At 65.3% G+C, this 23709-nt stretch carries 19 protein-coding genes; 10 read left to right on the top strand and 9 right to left on the bottom strand.

Translation table 11 applies throughout. The features are described from left to right. The first annotated feature begins 160 nt into the window (after positions 1-160). The 3 genes from QFZ94_RS21580 to QFZ94_RS21570 all read left to right on the top strand — a co-directional run bounded on the left by QFZ94_RS21580 (position 161) and on the right by QFZ94_RS21570 (position 4433). Positions 161-1171: a Ku protein gene (locus QFZ94_RS21580; protein WP_429459385.1), complete on the top strand. Its 1011-nt coding sequence runs from the start codon at positions 161-163 to the stop codon at positions 1169-1171. A gap of 47 nt (positions 1172-1218) precedes the next feature. Next, entirely contained in the window at positions 1219-4044 is a 2826-nt protein-coding gene (ligD, locus tag QFZ94_RS21575) for a DNA ligase D (protein ID WP_429459383.1), read from the top strand. A gap of 86 nt (positions 4045-4130) precedes the next feature. Then, positions 4131-4433 carry a hypothetical protein gene (locus QFZ94_RS21570; protein WP_429459381.1) on the top strand — a complete coding sequence of 101 codons (303 nt, stop codon included), beginning with the start codon at positions 4131-4133 and terminating at the stop codon, positions 4431-4433. Between the two features lie 22 nt (positions 4434-4455). Here QFZ94_RS21570 and QFZ94_RS21565 read toward each other — a convergent pair whose 3' ends face one another. Then, entirely contained in the window at positions 4456-5424 is a 969-nt protein-coding gene (locus QFZ94_RS21565) for a LysR family transcriptional regulator (RefSeq protein ID WP_429459378.1), read from the bottom strand. A 112-nt stretch (positions 5425-5536) separates the two neighbouring features. On the opposite strand from QFZ94_RS21565, the gene QFZ94_RS21560 reads away from it, so the two are divergent. Both QFZ94_RS21560 and QFZ94_RS21555 read left to right on the top strand, forming a co-directional pair. Further along, a complete protein-coding gene (locus QFZ94_RS21560; RefSeq protein WP_368585960.1) occupies positions 5537-6553 on the top strand; it encodes a zinc-binding alcohol dehydrogenase family protein in 1017 nt (338 codons plus the stop codon). A gap of 222 nt (positions 6554-6775) precedes the next feature. Further along, positions 6776-7324: a DUF6013 family protein gene (locus tag QFZ94_RS21555; RefSeq protein WP_368585959.1), complete on the top strand. Its 549-nt coding sequence runs from the start codon at positions 6776-6778 to the stop codon at positions 7322-7324. A gap of 72 nt (positions 7325-7396) precedes the next feature. Here QFZ94_RS21555 and QFZ94_RS21550 read toward each other — a convergent pair whose 3' ends face one another. Next, positions 7397-8203, bottom strand: a complete 807-nt coding sequence (locus QFZ94_RS21550; RefSeq protein ID WP_410849153.1) for an ABC transporter permease — start codon at positions 8201-8203, stop codon at positions 7397-7399. Next, positions 8200-8940: an ABC transporter ATP-binding protein gene (locus QFZ94_RS21545; protein ID WP_429459375.1), complete on the bottom strand. Its 741-nt coding sequence runs from the start codon at positions 8938-8940 to the stop codon at positions 8200-8202. The genes QFZ94_RS21550 and QFZ94_RS21545 overlap by 4 nt, the downstream gene beginning before the upstream one ends. Before the next feature lie 209 nt (positions 8941-9149). Between QFZ94_RS21545 and QFZ94_RS21540 the strand changes: the two genes are divergently transcribed. Both QFZ94_RS21540 and QFZ94_RS21535 read left to right on the top strand, forming a co-directional pair. After that, positions 9150-11609 (top strand): AsmA family protein, encoded by a 2460-nt coding sequence (locus QFZ94_RS21540; protein ID WP_429459373.1) that lies wholly within the window; start codon positions 9150-9152, stop codon positions 11607-11609. After that, positions 11609-11734, top strand: a complete 126-nt coding sequence (locus QFZ94_RS21535) for a hypothetical protein (protein WP_429459371.1) — start codon at positions 11609-11611, stop codon at positions 11732-11734. Before QFZ94_RS21540 ends, QFZ94_RS21535 begins: the two co-directional genes overlap by 1 nt. Before the next feature lie 195 nt (positions 11735-11929). Here QFZ94_RS21535 and QFZ94_RS21530 read toward each other — a convergent pair whose 3' ends face one another. Together QFZ94_RS21530 and QFZ94_RS21525 are read right to left on the bottom strand one after the other, a co-directional pair. After that, positions 11930-12421 carry a hypothetical protein gene (locus QFZ94_RS21530; RefSeq protein WP_013089382.1) on the bottom strand — a complete coding sequence of 164 codons (492 nt, stop codon included), beginning with the start codon at positions 12419-12421 and terminating at the stop codon, positions 11930-11932. Next, positions 12354-12689, bottom strand: coding sequence for a hypothetical protein (locus QFZ94_RS21525; protein WP_368585954.1), 336 nt, complete (start codon positions 12687-12689; stop codon positions 12354-12356). The genes QFZ94_RS21530 and QFZ94_RS21525 overlap by 68 nt, the downstream gene beginning before the upstream one ends. A 116-nt stretch (positions 12690-12805) precedes the next feature. Here QFZ94_RS21525 and QFZ94_RS21520 point away from each other — a divergent pair, with 116 nt between their 5' ends. Genes QFZ94_RS21520 through QFZ94_RS21510 form a run of 3 tightly spaced genes read left to right on the top strand, consistent with a single transcriptional unit; the run spans position 12806 to position 16996 of the window. Beyond that, complete coding sequence (locus tag QFZ94_RS21520; protein ID WP_429459368.1) at positions 12806-14416, top strand: sensor histidine kinase; 1611 nt, start codon at positions 12806-12808, stop codon at positions 14414-14416. A gap of 54 nt (positions 14417-14470) precedes the next feature. Beyond that, positions 14471-14962 carry a response regulator gene (locus QFZ94_RS21515; RefSeq protein ID WP_429459366.1) on the top strand — a complete coding sequence of 164 codons (492 nt, stop codon included), beginning with the start codon at positions 14471-14473 and terminating at the stop codon, positions 14960-14962. Between the two features lie 60 nt (positions 14963-15022). Further along, the gene (locus QFZ94_RS21510; RefSeq protein ID WP_429459364.1) at positions 15023-16996 is read left to right on the top strand and encodes a response regulator; all 1974 of its coding nucleotides are present in this window, start codon (positions 15023-15025) and stop codon (positions 16994-16996) included. A gap of 125 nt (positions 16997-17121) precedes the next feature. On the opposite strand, the gene mscL is transcribed toward QFZ94_RS21510, so the two are convergent. The 4 genes from mscL to mfd all read right to left on the bottom strand — a co-directional run bounded on the left by mscL (position 17122) and on the right by mfd (position 23652). Then, the gene (mscL, locus tag QFZ94_RS21505) at positions 17122-17568 is read right to left on the bottom strand and encodes a large conductance mechanosensitive channel protein MscL (protein ID WP_368585950.1); all 447 of its coding nucleotides are present in this window, start codon (positions 17566-17568) and stop codon (positions 17122-17124) included. Between the two features lie 99 nt (positions 17569-17667). Next, positions 17668-18702, bottom strand: coding sequence for a threonine/serine dehydratase (locus tag QFZ94_RS21500; RefSeq protein ID WP_429459362.1), 1035 nt, complete (start codon positions 18700-18702; stop codon positions 17668-17670). An 89-nt stretch (positions 18703-18791) separates the two neighbouring features. Continuing rightward, positions 18792-20024 (bottom strand): acetylornithine deacetylase, encoded by a 1233-nt coding sequence (argE, locus tag QFZ94_RS21495; RefSeq protein ID WP_410849147.1) that lies wholly within the window; start codon positions 20022-20024, stop codon positions 18792-18794. Positions 20025-20172: 148 nt separating this feature from the next. After that, positions 20173-23652: a transcription-repair coupling factor gene (gene mfd / locus QFZ94_RS21490; RefSeq protein ID WP_429459359.1), complete on the bottom strand. Its 3480-nt coding sequence runs from the start codon at positions 23650-23652 to the stop codon at positions 20173-20175. Positions 23653-23709: the final 57 nt, after the last annotated feature.

Genomic DNA, 23709 nt, shown 5'->3' with positions numbered 1-23709 from the left:
CTTTTGCCGCTTCGTCGCAAGACTTACAGCCTCATGACAGCACGCCGCCGAGCGGACCGGCGCATGCTTTAAGCGTGGCAGCAGCGCAAAACCCGCCAAAATGCGGGCACGCTTGCTGCTTCGCCTGATATCTCAGGGCCATGGGACAGGGGAGCGCGCGATGGCACATATGATCTGGAAGGGCGCAATCAGTTTCGGGCTGGTTCACGTACCGGTGCAGCTTTATCCGGCGACGCAGTCGGAGAAGGTCGGCTTCAATCTGCTCGACAAGCGCACGATCGACCCGATCGGCTACAAGCAGATCAATAAGCGCACCGGCAAGGACGTGACCCGTGAGAACATCGTGCGCGGCTTCGAATACGAGAAGGATCGCTACGTCGTACTGTCGGACGACGAAATCCGCTCGGCGAATCCCGAGTCGACGCAGACGGTCGACATCCTCGCGTTCGTCGACGCAGCCGATATCTCGTTTCTCTATCTCGACACACCGTATTTCCTGACGCCCGACCGCAAGGGCGAAAAAGTCTATGCGTTGTTGCGCGAGGCGATGACGGCCTCGGGCAAGATCGGCGTCGCGAGCGTCGTGCTGCACAACAAGCAGCATCTGGCCGCGCTGATTCCGCTCGGTCCGATGCTCGCGCTGAACACGCTGCGCTGGGCCGACGAGGTGCGCAGCCTCGACGAATTCAAGGTGCCGCCCGAAGGCATGAAGGCCGCCGGCGTGTCGGCCAAAGAACTCGACATGGCGAAAAAGCTGATCGACGACATGAGCGAGACGTGGGACCCGACGCAGTATCACGACACGTTTCGCGACGACATCATGGCGCTCGTCGAGCGCAAGATCCAGGCAGGCAAGACCGAGGAGGTCACCGAGGTCGAAACGCCGCACGAGTCGCGCAAGTCCGCCGACATTCTCGACCTGTCCGATCTGCTCAAACGCAGCCTCGGCCGCGGCAAGGGCAAGCAGGCGGCCACTGGCCGCAAGCGCGCCGCCGGCGAGGACGAGGATCAGGCCGATAGCGAAGCCGAGTCCGATGAAGAGGCGGCCGCGCCCGCGCGCAAAAAGGCTCGCGCGACGAGCACCGCGCGCAGTCGCAGCGGTAGCGGCAGCAGCGCCCGCACCACTTCGAAAACCACCGCAACGTCGCGCAAACGGCGCGCGGCGGCCTGAACGCGCGGCCGACCCGCCTATCGCACTCACGCACCGGAGTCATCGCCATGAACGACCGACTCGAGCTCTATCACCGCAAGCGCCGCTTCGAAGACACGCCGGAGCCATCCGGCGCGACGACCCGCAAGCGCGCGGCTAGCAAGACGGGCAAGAGCGCGACGCGTGCCGCGCCCGACACACTGTCCTACGTGATCCAGGAGCACGACGCGCGGCGTCTGCACTACGACTTCCGGCTCGAACTGAACGGCGCGCTGCTGTCGTGGGCGGTTCCGAAGGGGCCAAGCCTCGACCCGTCGGTCAAGCGGCTCGCGGTGCACGTCGAAGATCATCCGGTCGAATACGGTACCTTCGAGGGCGAGATTCCGCCGGGCAACTACGGTGCGGGGACCGTGATCGTGTGGGATCGCGGCACGTGGGAGCCGGCGGGCGGCGCGGCCGAAGCCGCGCGGTCGTACGCGGCCGGCAAGCTCAAGTTTCATTTGCACGGCGAGAAGCTGCACGGCGGCTGGACGCTGGTACGCAGCCATATGCGCGGCAGCGGCGACAAGGAGCAATGGCTGCTGATCAAGGAGCGCGACGAGGAAGCGCGCGACGAAAGCGACTACGACGTGCTGAAAGAGCTGCCCGGCAGCGTGCTGGCCGACGGCGCTTCGAAAGGCAGGAAAACGAAGCAAGCGAAAGCGCAGACGAAAACCTCGGGCGACGCCAAGGTCACGAGCGCGGGCCGGCCGTCGCAATCCGCATCCTCGCGCCGCGCAGCCGATCACAAACGCCCCGACATCGTCGCGACGCGTACCGCGCAGTCGTTACGCGAACTCGCCGCATCGCCATCGATCGAAGGCGCGGTCAAAGCCGCGTTGCCCGCGAGCCTGACGCCGGAGCTGGCGACGCTCGTCGACACTGCGCCGCCTGGCGACGACTGGCTGTACGAAATCAAGTTCGACGGCTACCGCGTGCTCGCGCGCATCGACCACGCGTCGAAAAAGAAGGCTGGTGCCGTCAGCGTTTTCACGCGCAACGGCAACGACTGGACCACCAGGTTCAGCAAGCAGATCGAGGCCATCGCCGGGCTCGACATGCAAAGCGCGTGGCTCGACGGCGAAGCGGTCGTGCTCGATGAACGCGACGTGCCGAGCTTCCAGTTGCTGCAAAACGCGTTCGATGCGCATCGCCCGCAGGACATCGTGATCTATCTGTTCGATCTGCCGTTCCTGAACGGCTACGACCTGCGCGGCGTGCCGCTCGAACAGCGCCGCGCGATTCTGCGCGCGCTGCTCGAAGGCGTCGACGATCGCGTGCTGCGCTTTTCGAACGACTTCGCGTTCAGCGCCGGCGAGCTGCTCAAGAGCGCGTGCGACATGGGGCTCGAAGGCATCATCGGCAAGCGGCGCGACAGCCGCTATGTGTCGGGCCGCGCGCCGTCGTGGATCAAGCTGAAGTGCCGGCGGCGCCAGGAGTTCGTGATCGGCGGCTATTCGGAGCCGGCCGGCAGCCGCGAGGCGTTCGGCGCGCTGCTGCTCGGTGTCTACGACGCCGACGGCCAACTGAAGTACGCGGGGCGCGTCGGTACCGGCTTCGACGCCGGGTTGCTGCGCTCGGTCAAACAGGCGCTCGACGCGCACGCGAGCAAGCGCATGCCGTTCGCGAGCGCGCCGCGTGAGCGCAGCCGCACGCCCGTGCATTGGGTCGAGCCGGTGCTCGTCGCCGAATGCAACTTCGCCGAATGGACGAGCGATGGCATCGTGCGCCAGGCGTCTTTCGTCAGTTTGCGCGACGACAAACCGGCGCGCCAGATCGTCAGGGAAACCGCCCGACAAGGAGCCGACGTGCAACAGCAAACCGAAACCGCCGCCGACGATACGCGGCAACCAGGCGCGCCGAAAAAGCGCGCAGCCACGAAAACCAGCAAGACCGCCAAGACCGCCACGCCTGCCGTGACGGAACGCGCGTCCGCCCGAACCACGGCAACACGCTCGCGCACGCAAAGCGAAATCGCCGGCGTGCGCATCTCGCATCCCGATCGCGTGATCGACAAGAGCAGCGGCGCAAGCAAGCTCGAACTGGTGCAGTACTACGAATCAATCGCCGAATGGATGCTGCCGCATCTGCGCGAGCGGCCTGTCGCGCTGGTGCGCGCGCCCGAGGATATCGGCGGCGAGCTGTTCTTCCAGAAGCACAGCCAGAAGCTGTCGATTCCAAACGTCACGCAGCACGAAGGACTCGACCCGGGCCATCCGGCGCTGATCACGGTCGACACGCTCGCCGCACTGGTCGGCGCCGCGCAGATGGGCACCGTCGAATTTCACACGTGGAATGCGCTCGCGTCGAATATTGAAAAGCCCGATCGGATGGTGTTCGATCTCGACCCGGACCCGTCGCTCGGCTGGGAACGGATGGTCGAGGCCGCGCAACTGACCCGCTCGCTGCTCGACGAACTGGGCCTGAAGTCGTTCGTCAAGACGAGCGGCGGCAAGGGCTTGCACGTGGTCGTGCCGCTCGCGAAGCAGGCCGGCTGGGATGAAGTGAAGGATTTCTCGCAGGCGGTCGCGCAGCATATGGCGACGACGCTGCCGCAGTATTTCAGCGCGAAGATGGGCGCGCAGAATCGCAAGAAGAAAATCTTCATCGACTATCTGCGCAACAACCGCGGCTCCAGCACGGTGGCCGCGTTCTCGGCGCGGGCGCGGCCGGGACTCGGCGTGTCGGTGCCGCTCGCGTGGGACGAACTCGACAGCACGACGAGCGGCGATCAATGGGGCATCCGCAACGTCCACGAGCGCGTGGACGGCCTCTCGAACGACCCGTGGGCCGACTATGCGAAGACCCGTCAGCGCATCACCGCGGCGATGAAAAAACGTCTGGGCGTCGCGTGATGCGCGCTCGTCCAGGTGGCTGAATCAACCCGCGAATTCGCCGTGCGCACTCAGTGCGCGAACGCGCTTCGCGAAGGAGCAATGCAATGAAGACCCAGCCGCAATCGACAGATGGCGACTCGCAAGCCGACCCGCACGCGAACAAGGACCCGGAGTCGTTGCAGGAAGCCGCGGCGCCGCTGCCGCATGAAACCGACCAGCATCCGGAGTCACAGCACGAAGACAATCCGCGCCATGTCGGCAAGCAGGCGCATGAGGATATCGAGCATGGCTTGCAGGATACCGACCGCCGCGGCGGCGGCGAGTATCAGCAGCGCACGCAGAACGACTCGCATACCGATGTGAACTCGGATCGCAAGCAGGGCGGCGCGAAGGGCGGCAGGCGCTGACGCCGCTTAACGGGCGTGACGCTTACGCGCCCGCCGCTCCAACCGGCTCACGATCCCAATACGGCGGATCGCCGAAATGCGCGGCGACGAAGTCGATGAATGCGAGCGTCTTCGGCGGCATGAACGCGCGGCTCGGGTACACGGCCCAGATCGCGACGTCGTCCGCGAGCGGATAGCTGTCGAGCACGCTGACGAGTTCGCCGCTGCGCAGATAAGGCGCCACGTCCCATGTCGATTTCAGCGCGATGCCGAAGCCCGCGAGCAGCGCGTCGCGAATCACCTCGCCGTTGTCGGTGACGAGGCGCCCGCTCACGCGCACGTCGAGCGGGCCAGTGGGCGTCACGAAACGCCAGTCGCGCTGCTCCGACAAAATGATGCACTCGTGCCGCGCCAGATCCGACGGATGATGCGGCGTGCCGTGCGCGGCCAGATAGGCGGGGGCCGCGCACAGCACGCGGCGATTCACCGCGAGCCGCCGCGCGACCAGCGACGAATCCTTCAGCACGCCGACGCGGATCGCGACATCGATGCCCGCGTCGACCAGATCGACCACCTGATCCGTCAGGCGCAGATCGACGCTGACACCCGGATAGTGGCGCAAAAACTCGCTGATCACCGGCGACACATGCTGGCGCCCGAACGACGACGGCATCGTCACGCGCAGCCGTCCCTGCGGCTCCGCCTGCGCGCGGCCGACCGATGCGCGCGCGGCGCCGGCCGCGTCGAGCAGCGCCTCGGCGCGCGTCATGAACACTTCACCGTCCTGGGTGAGGCTGATGCGGCGCGTGGTCCGATGCAGCAAGCGCGCGCCGAGCAGCTTTTCGAGTTGCGCGATCCGCGCGCTCGCGACCGCCGCCGACAAACCGAACTCGCGCCCGGCCGCCGACACGTTGGCAAGCAGCGCGGCGCGCACGAACAGCGCGACATCGAGCAGGTCGAGCCGTTCGCGCTCGCTGGGCAGGGACCGGCCAGCCGGACTTGAATCGTTCATTATTCTGGAAAACAAAAAAATGTTTCAGTGATTATGACTGTTTTAACAGAATAAGAACCGTCTTACGATTCTGGTCATGCTTGCACATCAACCGAACCCACAAGGAGCAGCCATGAAAGCCGTCGGACTCTACCGTTATCTGCCAATCGATCACGCCGAAGCGCTCGTCGACGTCGAGATCCCGAAACCCGAAGCGAGCGGCCGCGATCTGCTGGTCAAGGTCGAAGCGATTTCCGTGAACCCGGTCGACACCAAGGTGCGCGCGCCGAAAGACAGCGTCGAGAAGACGCCGCGCGTGCTCGGCTGGGATGCGGCCGGCACCGTCGTCGCGGCCGGGCCCGAGGTCACGCTGTTCAAGGTTGGCGACCCGGTGTTTTATGCGGGCAGCATTACCCGGCCTGGCGCCAACAGCGAGTTTCATCTGGTGGACGAACGGATCGTCGGACACAAGCCGGCGTCGCTCGATTTCACGCACGCGGCCGCGTTGCCGCTGACCGCGATCACCGCATGGGAAGCCTTGTTCGACCGCCTCGGCGTATCGCCGCAGGGCGCCGACGCAGGCCGCACGGTGCTGATTTTCGGCGGCGCGGGCGGGGTCGGCTCGATCGGCATTCAGCTCGCGAAACAGCTCGGCAAGCTGAAGGTGATCGCAACCGCGTCGCGGCCCGAATCGGCGAAATGGGCACGTGAGCTCGGCGCGGATCACGTCGTCGATCACTTCGGCGATCTGCCTGCGCAGATGAAAGAGCTTGGCATCGAAGAGGTCGACTACGTGCTGATCTTCAACGACACCGACCGCAATTTCCCCGCTGCCGCCCAACTGATCAAACCGCAAGGCGGTATCTGCACGATCGTCGAGAACAGCGCCGCGGTGCCGGTCGAATTGCTGAAGGCGAAGAGCGCCGCGTTTCACTGGGAATTCATGTTCACGCGCTCGATGTTCGGCACGCCCGACATGATCGAGCAGCACAAGCTGCTGACCGAGGTCGCGCGCCTCGTCGACGCGGGCACGTTGCGCACGACGCTCGGCCAGGACCTGGGCCGCATCAACGCGGAGAATCTGCGCCGCGCGCATCAGTTGCTCGAAGCAGGACGCGCGATCGGCAAGCTGGTGCTGACCGGCTTCTGAGATGAAATCGACGCGCAGAAAGCGCGTCGCCGCAAGCGGGTTAACACCCGAGCCGACACGACACGCGCGCCAGCGCGCTTGGCGTTAGACTGACGACGCAGCATGCCAAAACGGTTGCGTGTCTTGCGGCGAGGCCAGCCAGTGTGAACCGGCCGGGCCTCGGCAGTGCACGGGCAGTCGCGTCGACGCGAGCGCGCAGCGGCACAACAACGAGGTGACAGTATGAGCTTCAGCTTCAAACTCTCCGCCGTTTCGGTTGTCGCTTCTCTCGCTTGCGCGCTCGTGCCGGCTGCTCACGCAGCCACGCCGATCACGGTGACCAACAAGGCCGCGCTCGACGGTCCGATCCGCTACACCGTTCGCGTCACGTCGAAACAGTTCGGCAATTCCCAGGAGACCCGCACGATCCGCTCGGGAGAAACGGACGACTTCACGTGGAAGACCGTGCCGCCCGGCGGTCCGGTGCCCGCTACCGATGCATGCCCGGACTATGCGTCGCTGCCGGTCGACGAGAATGGCGCGATGATTCGCCAGACGCAGATCCGACTCGCACCGGTGGTGGCGAGCGACGGCACCGCGACCGTACAGCTGAGCTTCCAGGCGCAGACGCCGCACGGTGTCAAAACCGTGACGAGCGGCGGCAAGACGCTCAAGTGTCCGAACGATGTGCGTATGAGCCAGATCGTGCGTTTCACGATGCCGGTCAACGGCACGACGAAAACGCTGACGCTGAGCGATGGCACTGAGGTGGCCATCACCGCTAAGCGTTGAACGGTCGAGCGCACGCGGCGTGATGGCCGCGTGCGCGAGCCGTAGCACGCTTGAGCGCGTCATCCCGGTGAGTCATCCTTTGCGTGCGTCACGCTCGACGAGCCGCGCCGGCAAGAACTGATGCTCAGCCGAAAACAGTCGCCTGTACGTGAGCAGCACCGCGCCCACCGTCCCCAGCGCCGACGCCGCCGCGATCAGAAACATGATGACGATCTGATAGCGCACCGCCTGCAATGGAGATTGCCCGGCCAGCACCTGGCCGGTCATCATGCCCGGCAAACTGACCACGCCGACCACCGCCATCTGATTCAACGTCGGCATCATGCCCGCGCGCACCGCCTGACGCGCCGGCGCCTGCGCGGCCTCCCAGCGCGTCGCGCCGAGCGCGAGCGCCATGTCGACGCGGTCGCGCCGCGCGGTCAGCTCCTCGGTCATCCGCTCGATGCCGAGCGATACACCGGTCAGCGTGTTGCCGAGGATCATGCCGAGAATCGGAATCGCATATTGCGGCTCGTACCACGGATGGATGCGGATCACGACGAACAACCCCACCGCGGCCACGAGCCACGAGCTGACCCAGATCGACAGCAAGCTGTCCGCGCGTTGTCCGGCATAGGTGTGACTGCCGCGCTGCGCGCCGGCGAAACCCGCGATCAGCGTCATCACGATCATCAGCGGCAGCACCACGTACCAGCGAGCGAAACTGAACACCCAGCCGAGCACATAGCCGATCGCGAGCAACTGGAGCACGGTGCGCACCGCCGCCCATGCGAGCTTGCGTTCGAGATCGAGCTTCAGCGCGACCGACACCGCGCCGTTCACGACGATCAGCAGCGTCGCAATCGCGACGTCCCACAAGCTCAGATTCTGCAGGCTCATGAGCGGGACTCCCGGCGCAGCTCCGCGGCATCGCGTTGGTCCGCGTCGCGCCGCACCGTAGTGTGTTCGGCCAGCACGCCGGCGCGCATCGTCAGATGCCGTTCGCTCATGCGTGCCGCCTGCTCGGGATCGTGCGATACCCATATCGATGCGTGGGCGCCCGGCGCGGCATCGAACCATGCCTGCACGAGCGCTTCGATTGCGCGCGATGAAGCCGGGTCGAGCGACGCGGTCGGCTCGTCGAGCAACAACACTTCGGGCGCGAGTTGCAGCACCCGGATCAGCGCGGCGATCTGCGCTTCGCCGCCCGATAATTCGCTTGCGCGCTTGCCGAGAAAGTCCTCGCCGCGGCCGGCCTGCATCGCAAGCCTGGCCGCTCGCACGCGATCGAAGCGCGCGTCGCGATACGCGCGCAGCTCGAATGGATAGCGCAGATTGTCTTCGACGCTGCCGTCGATCAGCGCGGGCCGCTGCCGGATATACGCGACGCCGCGCCGATAGCGCGGAATCGCCGCTCGCACGAGCGGCGCACCATGCCACAAGATGCGCCCCGCATCGATCGGATCGAGCAGCGCAAGCGCGCGCAGGAATACGCTCTTGCCGGAGCCGGACGGTCCGGTGATCGCGACGCGCTCGCCGGCGCGCAGCGCGAAGGTGGTCTGCTGCAACAGCGTCTGGCCGCGCTGCGCATCACGCCGCACGATGCCGTCGGCGAGGAGGAGGGGAACATCGGTCATGGTTGGAACGTCGTGGGGAGGGTGTCGCTTCGTGCCGGCGCGACGGCGTCAATGCGCCGGTCGGTCTGTCGGCAAAGCGTGCGCCATGATAAAACGACGAGGCGCAATAGCGCACACAACCCACAACCGGCTCGACGATTCATTGCCACGCGCCAGGCACGATAACTGCTGCACGGTGCACAACGTAGAACAACACGCGGAGCCTTTCAATGGCAGTGTCGAGCAGCATCGGACGACGGGTCGGAAAAATCCTTGCATGGCTGCTGGCCGTGCTCGTCATCCTGATCGTCGCGCTCGTCATCTTCATCCTGACCTTCGACTGGAACCGCGCGCGGCCTTACATCGACGACAAGGTGAGCCAGGCGATCGGCCGGCCGTTCGCGATCAACGGCGATCTGAAGGTGGGCTGGCGTCATGCGGTCGGCGAAACCGGCTGGCGCGGCTGGGTGCCCTGGCCGCGCTTTTCGGCGGCCAATATCACGATCGGCAATCCCGACTGGGCCAAACAGCCGCACTTCGCGACACTCGACGAAATCGACTTCGAGGTCGAGGTGTTGCCGCTGCTCACGCACGACATCGTGATTCCGGCGATCAACCTCGTGAATCCATTCGTCGATCTCGAACGTCTTGTCGACGGGCGCAATAACTGGACCTTCAAACTGCCGTCGTCGACCGGGCCATCCGAGTGGAAGCTCGATCTGCACGATATCGCGTTCGCGAAGGGCAATATCGCGCTGTCGGATCAGCAGAAGAAGGTCGAGGTGCAGATGGTCGTCGATACGCTCGGGCAGCCGATCCCGATCGGCGACGCGTTGAAGCAGCAGGAGGCGGCCTCGCGCAGCGCGTCGGCGCAGGCGGTCGGCCGCGCGGGTGCGAGCAAGCTTGCCGCACAGGCCGAAGCGCAGGCGGCTTCGGAAGCGAAGGCGGCTTCCGCAGCGGCGGCGTCCGAAGTTCAGACCCCGGCGCAGGCGTCGGCAGCCTCGGGCCCGGGCGCAACATCAGGCGCGCTTGCGACGAGCGGCGCGGCCAGCGAGAGCGCCAGCACGTCTGCGGCCGTCTCGGCCGCGAGCGGCACCGCACCCGGCGCGCCACGCGCGACACCGCTCTATGCGATCGCCTGGACCGTCAAGGGCACCTACAACCGCACGCCGGTGTCCGGCAGCGGCAAGCTCGGCGGCGTGCTCGCGCTGCAGGACGCGAACCGGCCGTTCCCGGTGCAGGCCGACGTGAAAGCCGGCGACCTGCATATCGCCTTCGTCGGCACGGTCACCGATCCGGCGCATCTCGCGGCGCTCGATCTGCGTCTCTGGCTGCAAGGCAACAGCATGGCGCGGCTGTATTCGCTGACCGGTGTGACCTTGCCCGAGACCCCGCCGTACGCGACCGAGGGCCATCTGATCGGCCGGTTCAAATCGAGCGGCAACGTGTTCACGTATGAAAACTTTACAGGCCGGGTCGGTGGCAGCGATCTGAACGGTTCGCTGACCTATACCGGCCGCCAGCCGCGTCCGCTGCTGAAGGGCGAACTCGAGTCGCATCTGCTGCAGTTTTCGGATCTTGCGCCGGTGATCGGCGCCGATTCGAAGGCGAGCAAGGCGAAGCGCGGCGGCGCGGCCGCGCAGCCGGGCAACCGCGCGCTGCCGGTCGAGGAGTTTCGCACCGACCGCTGGAAGGCGATCGACGCCGACGTCAAGTTCACCGGCCGGCGCATCATCAAGAACTCGAATTTGCCGATCACGGATCTGTACACGCACGTCGTGATGACCGACGGCGTGCTGTCGTTGGTGCCGCTGAAATTCGGCGTCGCGGGCGGCTCGCTCGCGTCGGACATTTATCTCGATGGCAGCGGGGCGCCGTTGAAGGGGCGCTTCGCGATGTCGGCGCGGCATCTGAAGCTCAAGCAACTGTTCCCGAACTTCAAGACGATGCAGAGCGCGCTCGGCGAGATCAACGGCGACGCGTCGCTGTCCGCGACCGGCAACTCTCCGGCGGCGCTCGCCGCGACTTCGAACGGCGAGCTGAAGGCGCTCGTGACCGAGGGCACCGTGAGCCGTCTGCTGATGGAGGCGGCCGGCCTGAACGTCGCGAACGTGGTCTATGAAAAGCTGTTCGGCAATCGCGACGTGAAGATCAACTGCGCGGCCGCCGATTTCGTCGCGACCGATGGCGTGCTCGAAGCGCGCGTGTTCGCGCTCGATACCGGCGATGCGGTGATCAACATCGACGGTCACATCAATCTGCGCGACGAAACGATGGACCTCGGCGTGCATCCGCATACGAAGGGCTTCCGGGTCTTTTCGCTGCGCTCGCCGCTGTACGTGAAAGGCACCTTCAAGGACCCGCACGTCGGCGTCAATGCGGCCGCGCTCGCACTGCGTGGCGGCGCGGCGGTCGGGCTCGGGCTGATCAATCCGTTCGCGGCGCTGATCCCGCTGCTCGCGCCGAGCAACAACAAGCCGCTGCCGTGCACGCAACTGCTCGCGCAGGTGCGGCAGATGCCGAAGGCGCCGCCGCCGGGCGTGAAGCAACAGCCGAAGGCGCCGATGTCGCTGGAGGGCGCGCCGGTCAACAAGTCCTCGGGCGGCGCGTCGTCGCCGGCCGCGACGGATAGCAATCGCAAGCCCGCGACACAGTCGCCGGCGAGCGCGGCCGAATACAAGGGCAGCTGATGTTGTCGGTTTTGCCGGTGGACTCGTTGAACTGGGGCCTCGGCGGCGGCCTGTGCGTGATCTTTCTGTGGCTGATCAGCGTGCCGCCCGCGCGCGAGCGCGTCGATGATGCGATGGCCGAATGAATGGCACGATGCCGCGCGCAACTGCGCGCGGCGGCCGTGAAAGTCCGTGTTTCAATGCAATGAAGCGGACAGGAAAGCAGCGCAGCGCCACCGAAGACGCCAGCGATGCGTGACGACATCGGCTGTCGAAACCGCCGATGGATGACGACGAAACGACCTGTCAGTAACCCTGAACTTCAGGGTATCTGATCGGCGCTATCTGAGCGAGCGCGGTGTTGCATCGCCCGACGCATCCTGGCGACGCACGCCGCGGCGAGTACCGATCCGCGTCGCGCCGAACTCCGTCAGAATCTTGCCGCGCGCACGACTCGCGAACACGAGGAAGCCGAAGCCGTCGGCCTCGTACCAGTAGCCGCCGTTCTCGAGACCATCGAGCGGTTGCTCCAGTGCGTTGGTTATGGATTCGATGCAGCGCCGCCGCAATTCGGCTGGTGCGGGGTAGGGCGGCTGCGCGCCGCGCACACTGCATAGAAGTACGTCGAGTCCGGGCAGTACGTGTGCATAGAGCACCGGTTCGTCCTGCGCGCGAGCCCGCGCAATCTTGGTGTCGAGTTGACCGAACGGCTTGAAATGCCGCAGAACCGCGAGGAACGACTCGTCGCCGTCCACCTTCGCGCGTCTACGCTTTTTCGGGAAGGACATAAAAATTCGCCTGAAAAAGAATTGCAAGAAACGCTGCGTCCTCATGCGACCACTCCCGGCTTTCGCGCGCCGCACGTCGATCTTTTATAGCATACGACAAGGCCGGATTCACGATGATTCGACGCTGCTGCATCGCTCCACCGCTCCCGCACGAATCATGCCGAACCGCCTCGCCGCGCGCATTCGCATCCCAGCACACCTTGTCTCCATCATAGACGCAGGCGGCGCCGAAAAAACATCCCATCCCAATAAAAAAGTCATTTTTGTGTGGTCGAGCGCTTGCAGGCGCGCCGTTGAAATATCTCTGGTTCACGTCGATAATGGCCCGTCCGGCCGCGCGGCGCCCGCCTTACAGGGCGCCACGGGTGTGCGCGAGCCCCGCCGTTCGAGTGACAGCCTGAACCACAGCCTGAACGCCCTGACGGAACCATGAAACTAATCACCAAAGGCCTGCTGCTGATCGCGATACCGAGCGTGGTCGAACTCGCGCTGCTCGGGGTCGTCTTCGATACCCAGGAGCGCACCGCGCAGGCCGCGCGTTGGGTCGACAACAGCAAGCAGATCCTCTACGAGTCCTCGGCCATCGTCGACCCGCTGCTGCGCCAGGCCGCGCGCGTGCGCACCGCGATGGTGACGGGCGAGGCGTCGCTGATCGACCGCCACGCGGTGTGGGTCGACCTGAACGACCGGCTCGCGAAGCTCGATGCGCTCGTAGCCGAAACGCCGGCCCAGGCCGAGCGCGTACGCAGCATGCGGCGCGCGATCGACGCGTATTGCGCACACAGTGTGGCGATCTCGCAGGCCTTGCACGAAGGGCGCAGTCTACGTCCCTATATCGCGCTCGAAACCGGCGAGTTGCCGGAGCAGATCGCCGTGTTCCGCGAGGAGCTGGCCCAGTTCGACGCGGCGGCGTCGGTGCTCGATGTCGAGCGCTCGAGCGCGCTCGGCGAGCGTCGCGGGCTTCAGCAGCGCGCGCTGATCGCCGCGGCGTTCGGCTCGATGCTGATCTGGGCGGTCACCGCCTTCGTGTTCGCGCGCGGCATCGGCCAGCGCCTCGAAGTGCTGACCGATAATGCCGAGCGGCTCGGCAGCGGCCGGCCGCTCGCGGCGCCGTTGTCAGGCAGCGACGAAATCGCCGCGCTCGACACGGTGCTGCATCAGACCGATGCGCGTCTGCGCGAGGCGGAAACCGGGCAGCAGGCCCTGAAGACGGAGCTCGAAGCACGCGCGCGCGACCTGGCGGGCGTCAATGAGGAATTGCGCCAGGAAACGCAGGACAACGAGATGTTCATCTACAGCGTGTCGCATGATCTGCGCTCGCCGCTCGTCAATCTGCAAGGGTTTTCGAAGGAACTGCACGTGTCGTGCGACGAACTCGACGGCCTCGTCGGGCAGGCTCGCTTGCCTGAGAACGAAGCGCGGCGCATGACGCAGATTCTCGATGGCGACGTGCGCGAGTCGTTGCACTATTTGCGCACCGCGGTTGCGCGCGCGGCGGCGATCATCGACGCGTTGTTGCGCATCTCGCGCGCGGGACGGCTCGAATACCAATGGCAGCGGGTCAGCGTCGGGCGCGCGGTGGCGCGGGTCGTCGATGGGCTGCAAGGCACGATCGAGCAGCGCGCCGCGAGCGTCACGGTGCGCGAGCTGCCGCCCGCATGGGGCGATCCGGCGGCGGTCGAGCAGATCTTCAGCAACCTGATCGGCAATGCGCTGACTTTTCTCGATCCGGCGCGCACCGGGCGCATCGAGGTCGGCGCGCTGGCGCCCGAACCCGTCGATGAAACCGAGCCGCGCGCGGTCCGTATGCGCACCTATTACGTCCGCGATAATGGGCTCGGCATTCCGGCCGCGTATCTATCGAAGGTGTTTCGCGCGTTCCAGCGTCTGCATGCAGACGTCGCGAGCGGCGACGGGATCGGCCTCGCGGTGGTGCGGCGCACGGTCGAACGGCACGGCGGGCGCGTCTGGGTCGAATCGGCCGAAGGCGCCGGCTCGACTTTTTTCGTGGTGCTGCCCGAGCAGCCGGTGCGCTTCTGAGCGGCGCGCATGCCGGCGCGGGTATGGATGACGAATCGTTGGCACGGAGAGCCTATGAATCACGCGCAAGCGGTCAGCATCGTTCTGATCGAAGACGACGACGGCCACGCGACGCTCGTCGAGCGGAATCTGCGCCGTGCCGGCATTTCGAACGGCTTCGTGCGCTTTCGCGACGGCCAGCAGGCGCTCGATTACTTCTTCGGCCCCGCGTCCGCTGAGACATTGACCGACACCGACGGCCAGCCGTATCCGCCGCGCCAGAATCTGGCGAATTTCGTCGTGCTGCTCGATCTGAAGATGCCGTGCGTCGACGGCTTCGAGGTGTTGCGGCGTCTGAAGAAAGACCCTGAGACCGCCGCCGTGCCCGTGATCGTGCTGACCACCACCGACGATCCGCGCGAAATCGCGCGCTGCTACGAACTCGGCTGCAACGTCTACGTCTGCAAGCCGGTCGAATACGATACGTTCGTCGAAGCCGTGCGCCGGCTGGGCTTTTTTCTGCAAGTGGTCAAGCTGCCGCCGGGGCATCGGCTCGCGCCGGCCTGAAGGCGTCCGAAAGCCGTTCATGACAACATAAGCACTGACCTTAGCCACAGAGCATTCTGCATGACCGAAGAAGTGTCCACGCCGCATGCCGCTTACGTGCTCGTCGTCGATGACGACGAGGGCATCCTGCGGCTCGCGCGCAAGTCGCTCGAACGCGCCGGTTGCCGGGTGGCGATCTGCGCCGGTGTCGAGGCGGCCCGCGAGCGGCTCGCGGGTGGCGGCCTCGATCTGCTGGTGCTCGACTATCAGTTGAACGGGCCGGAGACCGGGCTCGATTTCTTCCGGCGTCTGCGCGCGGAGGGCGTGCGCATTCCGGCGATCCTCGTGACCGGCTTCACCGACGAGTCGCGCGTGATCGAAGCGCTGCGCGCGGGCGTGTCCGACGTGGTGCCGAAGTCGGGCGACTATCTCGACTATCTGCCGGAGGCCGTGGAGCGCGTGCTGTCGCAGGTGCGGCTGCAACGCGCGTCCGACGAAGCACTGCTGCTGCGCGATCGCGAGCTGCATTACCGCACGCTGTCGGAGACCTTGCCGCACCTGGTGCTGACCTGCGATGCGGCCGGCGATTGCGACTTCCTGTCGAAGCAATGGTACGACTACACCGGCTTGCCCGAACACAGCTCGCATGGTCTTGCGTGGCTCGACGCCGTGCATCCCGACGATCGCGAGCAGATCCGGCAAAGCTGGCTCAAAGCCGTGGCGAGCCGCGACGGCGACTATCGGCACGAGATGCGGATTCGCCGCCACGACGGCGAGTACCGCTGGTTCGATATGCGCGTGGTCGCGTTGCGCGATGCCGATGGCAACGTCAGCAAATGGTTCGGCAGTTGTACCGACATTCACTCGCAGCGCGAGGCGATCGAGGAGCGCGAGCGGCTGCTCGAGTCCGAGCAGGCCGCGCGCCAGGCCGCCGAAGAAGCGAACCGCGCGAAGGACCGCTTTCTCGCGATGCTGTCGCACGAATTGCGCACGCCGCTCACGCCGGTGCTGGCGGGCGCGAGCGTGCTCGAGATGATTTCCGATCTGCCCGAGCAGGCGCGCGCGAGCGTGCGGATGATCCGCCGCAACGTCGAGCTGGAGGCGCGGCTGATCGACGATCTGCTCGATCTGACGCGCGTCGCGAACGGCAAGCTGCGGCTGTCGCTGGAAACCGTCGACGTGCACGACGTGATCGACAGCGTGCTCGAACTCTTTCGCAGCGAAATCCAGGTCAAGCAGCAGGACGTGCATGTCGACAAGCGCGCGACGCATCACTACGTGCTCGCCGATCGCGCGCGTCTGCAACAGATGCTGTGGAACCTGATTCGCAATGCCGCGAAGTTCACGCCGGACGGCGGCCACATCTATGTCCGCACGCGCGACGAACGCATGCAGGTGCAAATCTCGGTCGAAGACACCGGCATCGGCATCGAGCCGGAGCAGATCGGCAAGCTGTTCAACGCGTTCGAGCAGGGCGACCAGAGCATGACGCGACAGTTCGGCGGGCTGGGTCTCGGTCTCGCGATCACGAAGGCGCTGACCGACGTGCACGGCGGAACCGTGACCGCGCAGAGTCCAGGACCGCATTGCGGCGCGACCTTCACGATCACGCTGCCGACCGCGGCCGCGCCGGCCGCCGCGCCGCCGGTCATCGTGCCGAGCACCGTGCAGCCGGCGAGTTCGCTGACCGTGCTGCTGATCGAGGATCATGCTGATACCGCCGACGTGATGGCCCAATTGATGCGCGGCTTGGGTCATCAGGTGACGGTGGTCGGGCGCATCGACGATGCGCTTGCGGCGACGCAGTTGCAGAGCTTCGATCTGGTCGTCAGCGATGTCGGGTTGCCCGATGGCACCGGCCTCGATTTCATCGAGGCGTTTCGCGAACGTTCCGACGTGCCAGCCGTCGCATTGACCGGCTTCGGCACCGACGAGGACGTGCGCCGTTGTTTGAGTGCGGGCTTTACTTCGCATCTGACGAAGCCTGTCAATTTCGGCCAGCTCGAAGCGATGATCGAAAGCGCCGCGCAATTGAAGGCGCAAAAGAATGCGTGAAGCGCGATAAAGGGCAGTGCGCTGAAAGCAAAGTGAAAAAGACAAAGGCCTGTGGCGAAGTGAGTCGCAACAGGCCTTTTTTATTTCACCGACTCGGGTGTTTGAAACCGAGCTTTATTTAACAATTAACGCTGCTGGTTTTTTAGCGAATCGCGGATCTCGCGCAGCAGCAGCACATCTTCCGGCGTCGGCGGCGGTTCCGCCGGAGCAGCTTGCGGCTCCTTGCGCAGTTTGTTGATGAACTTGACCATCAGAAAGATGATGAACGCGAGAATGATGAAATTGATCGTCGCGGTAATGAACGAGCCGTAACCGAACACCGCCACGCCGGCCGTCTGCAGGTCTTTATACGATTCGGGGTTGCCTTTGTAAGTCGGCGGAATATGACCGAGGCGAACGAACAGATTGGAGAAATCGAAGCCGCCGGTAGCGAGCCCGACGACCGGCATGATCAGGTCTTTAACCACGGAATTAACAATGGTGGAAAATGCGCCGCCAATAATCACACCGACCGCCAGATCCATCACATTGCCTTTGAGGGCAAATTCTTTAAATTCCTGGATCATGCTCATACACACACCTCCCTGATATGAATAGCCGAATCATACCAACCTGAAGCGGATAGGCTAGTGCTTTGGTCCTGACGCAACAAGTGCATTCGCCGCGCGTCGTTAATGAGAAAACTGTGACTCGCCATGACGCGCACGCTCCAGATGCGCGGCAAAACTGACCGGGTCGATGTTCGCGCCGCACAGCAGCACGCCCACGCGTTTGCCCTGCAACTGTTCGCGCAACGGTCCGAGCAAGGCGGCGGTGGCGGCCGCGCAAGCCGGCTCGACCGCGAGCTTGAGCTGATTGAACAGGATCAGCATCGCTTCGCGCAACTGATCGTCGGACACCGTGACGAGCCGATCGATATGGCGGCGGCACAACTCGTAGCTGTATTGCTCGGTATGCGGCGACATCAGCGAATCAGCGATGCTGTACATATGGCCCATTCGGACCGTATGGTTGGCGGCAAAACTCTTGCTCATCACATCCGAGCCTTCGGGTTCGACGCCGTACACGTGTATGTTCGGATTCGCGAGCCGCAGCGCGGTGGAGACGCCGGCCGCGAGTCCGCCGCCGCCGATCGGCACGATCACCGCTTCGAGGTCGGGGGTTTGCGTCGCCCATTCGTAGCCGAGCGTCGCCGAGCCGAGCACCGTGCGATAACCGTTGAACGGATGCACGAAATAACGGCCTTCCTCGGCCTCGATGCGTCGCACCAGTTCGAACGCTTCGGCGAGATCTTCGGCATAGACGATGTCGGCGCCGTATGCACGGCACAACGCGACGCGCGCCGGGTTCGCCGCGCTGAACAGCACGACCTTCGCGCTGACGCCGAGCCGCATCGCCGCATAAGCGACCGCCACCGCGTGATTGCCGCCCGACACGCAGGTCACGCCAGCGCTCTTCTGCGCGTCGTCGAGCGCGAGCAGGTTGGTGAAGGCGCCGCGCGCCTTGAAGCTGCCGCCCGCCTGCAAGAGTTCGAACTTGAAATTGACGACGGTGCCGCGCAGCGACGAGAAGTCGAGCCGGTCGAACACCGGCGTGCGCGCGACCCACGGCGTCAATGCGAAATGCTGCGCGGCGATGTCGTCGAGCGTAGGGATCGGCTCGCCGTCGATCGTGTGATCCGTGTGCTGCTGCATGGCGCTGGACATGGCGGTCGCTCCGGAGTCGTCGATGTCGATCAGACCCGTGGCGCGGCGCGCAGGTTCACCGCGGCTGCGCGCCGCTGCAACGAGACGGGCTAAGCGGCGTCGACCGACATGCTGTGAATGAACTTGCGCAGGAAGCGCTCGCATGCGACGAGCTGCTCGAGCTCGACGAATTCGTTCGCCTTGTGCGCCTGCTGGATGTCGCCGGGACCGCAGACGATGCTCGGAATCCCCGCGTTCGAAAACAGGCCTGCCTCGGTGCCGTACGCAACCTTGCGCTTGTCCTGGTCGGCCGTCAGCGCGCGCACGAGTTGCGTGATCGCGGCCTGCTCAGACGAATCGAGTCCGGGTGCCGCGGCGATCTTCGTGATCTCGATCGCGGCGGATGGATGCTCGCGCAGCATTTTCGGCAGCAGCGTGTCGCGCGCGTAGCTGTCGATGCGCGCGAAGATCTGCTCGGGATCGAGCGTCGGCAGATTGCGGAATTCGAACTGGAACTGGCATTCGGCCGGCACCGTGTTGATCGCGTTGCCGCCCGTGATCGTGCTGGTCTGCGCGGTGCTGAATGGCACGTCGTACAGTTCGTCGAACGGGCCTTGCGCGCGGAACTGGTCGGCCATGTCGCGGATGTAGCAGATCAGGCGCGCCGCGTACTCGATCGCGTTCAAGCCCTTCGGTGTCAGCGACGAATGCGCGGCCTGGCCGCGCACGCAGCACTGATACGCGTTGATGCCCTTGTGCGCGATGATCGGGCGCATGCTGGTCGGCTCGCCGACGATACAGCCGTCCGGCTTCACGCCGCGCTTCATCAGATCGGCGATCATCAGCGGCGCGCCGACGCAGCCGACTTCCTCGTCGAACGACAGCGCGAAGTGGATCGGTTTCGCGAGCCTGGTACGCTGCATGTCCGGCACCAGCGCGAGCGCCGCGCCGATGAAACCCTTCATGTCGCAGGTGCCGCGGCCGTAGAGCTTGTCGCCGCGAATCTCAGGCTTGAACGGATCGCTGTCCCATTGCTGGCCGTCCACTGGCACGACGTCCGTATGGCCCGACAGCACGACACCGCCGTTCGTTTCGCCATCGTGCGCGGGAATCGTCGCGAACAGGTTCGCCCATTTGCCGCCCTTGCCGTGGGTCAGCGTCGCGTCGATACCGACCGCGCGCAGTTCGTCGCGCACGGTTTCGATCAGGCCGAGATTCGGATTGCGGCTCACCGTGTCCATCGACACGAGACGGGTGACCCAGGGCAGAGATACCGGAGAAGCGGGAGCAGCGGAGGAGGCGGACGACTGCGACGATTGCGCTGTTTCAGCGACGTGAGACATGACATGACTCCATCATTTTGTATCTATCGATCATATCCCATATTGCATTTTGGTAAGGTAGCCAAAAAGTCCGCCGTGCGTTGGCGCAGCGCAGCATCGATGCAAAAAACGGGGGACGTCCCCCCGTTTTATTGCTGCTTCAGGGCCCTCAGCGCGCGGGCGCCGCCGCCGTGCCGCGGCTCGGCGAACCGAGCGCGCGCAAGGTCTCCTTGACCGTCGCGACGCGCACCGCGAGATCCGGGCTGCGCGTTTCGATACGCAGCTTGTCCTGACCTGCGAGCTTGATGTGCTTGTGCTTCTGCACCATCTCGATGATCCGCATCGCGTCGACGGGCGGATTAGGGATGAACTGCAGGCCAATCACCGCTTCGCCGGCATCGATCTTCGAAATGCCGAGCGGTTTCGCGGCGAGCCGCAGACGATGCGTCTCCACCAGCGCATGCGCCTGCGGCGGCAGCTTGCCGAAGCGGTCGATCAGCTCCTCCTGGATGCCGTCGATCGAATCGCTGTGTTCGCAGTTCGCGAGGCGCTTGTACAGCGACAGACGTTCCTGCACGTCGCCGCAATAGTCCGACGGCAGGATCGCTGGCGAATGCAGGTTGATCTCGGTGGTCGCCGCGAGCGGCGCGGTGAGGTCCGGTTCCTTGCCGTTCTTGAGCGCCTTCACCGCGTCATTGAGCATGTCGGTATAAAGCTGGAAGCCGATCTCGTGAATCTCGCCCGACTGCTTGTCGCCGAGCACCTCGCCGGTGCCTCGAATCTCGAGGTCGTGCATCGCGAGATAGAAGCCCGAGCCGAGTTCCTCCATCTGCTGGATTGCTTCGAGCCGTCGTTGCGCCTGCTTGGTGAGCCCCTGCGGATCATGCACGAGCAGATATGAATACGCCTGGTGATGCGAGCGGCCGACGCGGCCCCGCAGCTGATGCAATTGCGCGAGACCGAATTTGTCGGCGCGATGGATCAGGATCGTGTTCGCGCTCGGCACGTCGATGCCGGTTTCGATGATCGTCGTGCACAGCAGCACGTTCGCACGTTGCGCGACGAAGTCGCGCATCACCCGTTCCAGTTCGCGCTCGTGCATCTGGCCGTGCGCGACCGCGATGCGCGCTTCGGGCACGAGTGCTTCGAGCATCTGCCGGCGGTTCTCGATCGTCTCGACTTCGTTGTGCAGGAAGTAGACCTGGCCGCCGCGCTTCAGCTCGCGCAGCATCGCTTCGCGAATCACGCTGTCTTCCTCGCGCCGCACGAAGGTCTTGATCGCAAGGCGTTTTTGCGGCGCCGTTGCGATCACCGAGAAGTCGCGCAGGCCTTCGAGCGCCATGCCGAGCGTGCGCGGAATCGGCGTCGCGGTCAGCGTCAGCACGTCGACTTCCGCGCGCAGCGCTTTCAGCGCTTCCTTCTGACGCACGCCGAAGCGATGCTCCTCGTCGATGATCACGAGCCCGAGCCGCTTGAACTGCACATCGGACGACAGCAGCTTGTGCGTGCCGATCACGATATCGACCGAACCTTCGTTGATCTGCTGGATCGCCGCGTTCACTTCCTTGGTCGACTTGAAGCGCGACAGCTCGGCGATGCGCACCGGCCAGTCGGAGAAGCGGTCACTGAAGGTTTGCGTGTGCTGTTCGGCGAGCAGCGTGGTGGGCGACAGCAGCGCGACCTGCTTGCCGCCCATCACCGCGATGAACGCCGCGCGCAGCGCGACCTCGGTCTTGCCGAAGCCGACGTCGCCGCACACGAGCCGGTCCATCGGCTTGCCGCCCGTCATGTCGCCGATCACGGCCGCGATCGCGGCGGCCTGGTCCGGCGTCTCCTCGAAGCCGAAGCTCTCGGCGAACTTCACATAGTCCTTCGGTTCGAGCGCGAACGCGTGGCCTTCGCGGGCGGCGCGGCGCGCGTACAGGTTGAGCAGTTCGGCGGCGGTGTCGCGGATCTGCTGCGCGGCCTTGCGTTTGGCCTTTTCCCACTGGCCCGAACCCAGCGAGTGCAGCGGCGCGCTTTCCGGATCGGCGCCGCTGTAGCGCGAGATCACGTGCAATTGCGCGACCGGCACGTAGAGCTTGCTGTCGCCCGCGTATTCGAGGTGCAGGAACTCGGTTTCGCCTTCGCCGAGGTCCATCGTCACGAGACCCATGTAGCGGCCGATACCGTGCTGCGAATGGACCACCGGATCGCCGACCTTCAGCTCGGACAGATCGCGCACCATCGAATCGACGTTGCTCGCCTGTTCCTGGCGGCGGCGTCCCGCGCGGCGCGCGAGCGGCCCGTACAGCTCGGTTTCGGTGATGATTGCGATGCCGTCGCCCGGCACCGCGAAGCCGTTCGCGAGCGGCGCGACGCCGAGCGAGAACGGCGCATCGCTCTTGAGCCAGTCGGCGAAGCTGTCGGCCGAGGCGGGCTTCAGCTGGTTGTCGGCGAGCAGTTGCAGCAGCGTCTCGCGGCGGCCCGCCGATTCGGCGGCAAACAGCACGCGGTTCGGCGTCGTGCTCAGGTACGCGCGCAGTGCCGAGACAGGGTCGTCGGCGTGACGGTCGATCGCGAGGTTCGGCAAAGTGATCGACCAGGCGCCGCCGCCGTTGCTGGGCAGCACGAGCCGTGCGAACGGCTTCGCGAACGTGAAGAAATCCTCGTCCGACAGGAACAGCTTCTGCGGTTCGAGAATCGGCCGGTCGCGGTCGTGCGACAGGAAGTTGAAGCGCTGCTTGGTGTCGTTGGTGAAGCGCCGGATCGCCGCGTCCAGATCGCCGACGAACGCGAGCTGCGAACCGTCGGGCAGGTAATGGAAGAGGGTGGCCGTTTCCTCGAAGAACAGCGGCAGATAGTATTCGATACCCGCCGACGGCACGCCGTTGCCGATGTCTTTATAGATCGACGCGCGGCTCGGATCGCCCTCGAAGGTCTCGCGCCAGCGGCTGCGGAATGCGGTGCGCGCGGCTTCGTCGAACGGGAATTCGCGGCCCGGCAGCAGGCGCACGTCCTTGACCGGATAGAGGCTGCGCTGCGTGTCGGGGTCGAACGCGCGGATCGAGTCGACCTGGTCGTCGAACAGGTCGATCCGGTAGGGCAGCGGCGAGCCCATCGGGAACAGATCGAGCAGCGAGCCGCGCACGCAGTATTCGCCGGGACGCACGACCTGGCTCACGTGCTCGTAGCCGGCGAGCGTCAGCTGCGCCTTCAGCTTCGCTTCGTCGAGCCGTTCGCCCTGCGAGAACGAGAACGTGTAGGCGGCGAGGAACGACGCCGGCGGCATCCGGTACAAGGCCGTCGTGGCCGGCACGAGCAGGATGTCGCAGCGGCCTTCGCCGAGATCGTGCAGCGTCGCGAGACGCTCGGACACGAGGTCCTGGTGCGGCGAAAACGTGTCGTAAGGCAGCGTTTCCCAGTCGGGCAGCAGGCGCACGCGCGCGTCGGGCGCGAAGAAGCCGATTTCCAGCGACAGGCGCTGCGCGTCGACCGCGCTTTCGCAGACCACCGCCAGCAGCGGCATCTTCTCTCGATAGCTGAGATGGTAGCGGGCGATCAGCAGCGCGTCGGACGAACCGCGCGTGCCGTCGAAGGCGAAACGCTGGCCGGCCTTGACGAGCGCGACGGGCGAGGAGGACTGCGAGGTTGCGGCGATGTCTGGCATAAAGGAGAGAAAGCGGCTCGGGGCTCACACGACGGCCAAGTTTACGCGTCCACGGGC

This window comes from Paraburkholderia sp. JPY465 (genome assembly GCF_050436725.1).
GTDB lineage: Bacteria > Pseudomonadota > Gammaproteobacteria > Burkholderiales > Burkholderiaceae > Paraburkholderia > Paraburkholderia youngii.
Note: the sequence above shows the minus strand (reverse complement) of the source record. Positions and strands in the feature narration are given on the sequence as shown.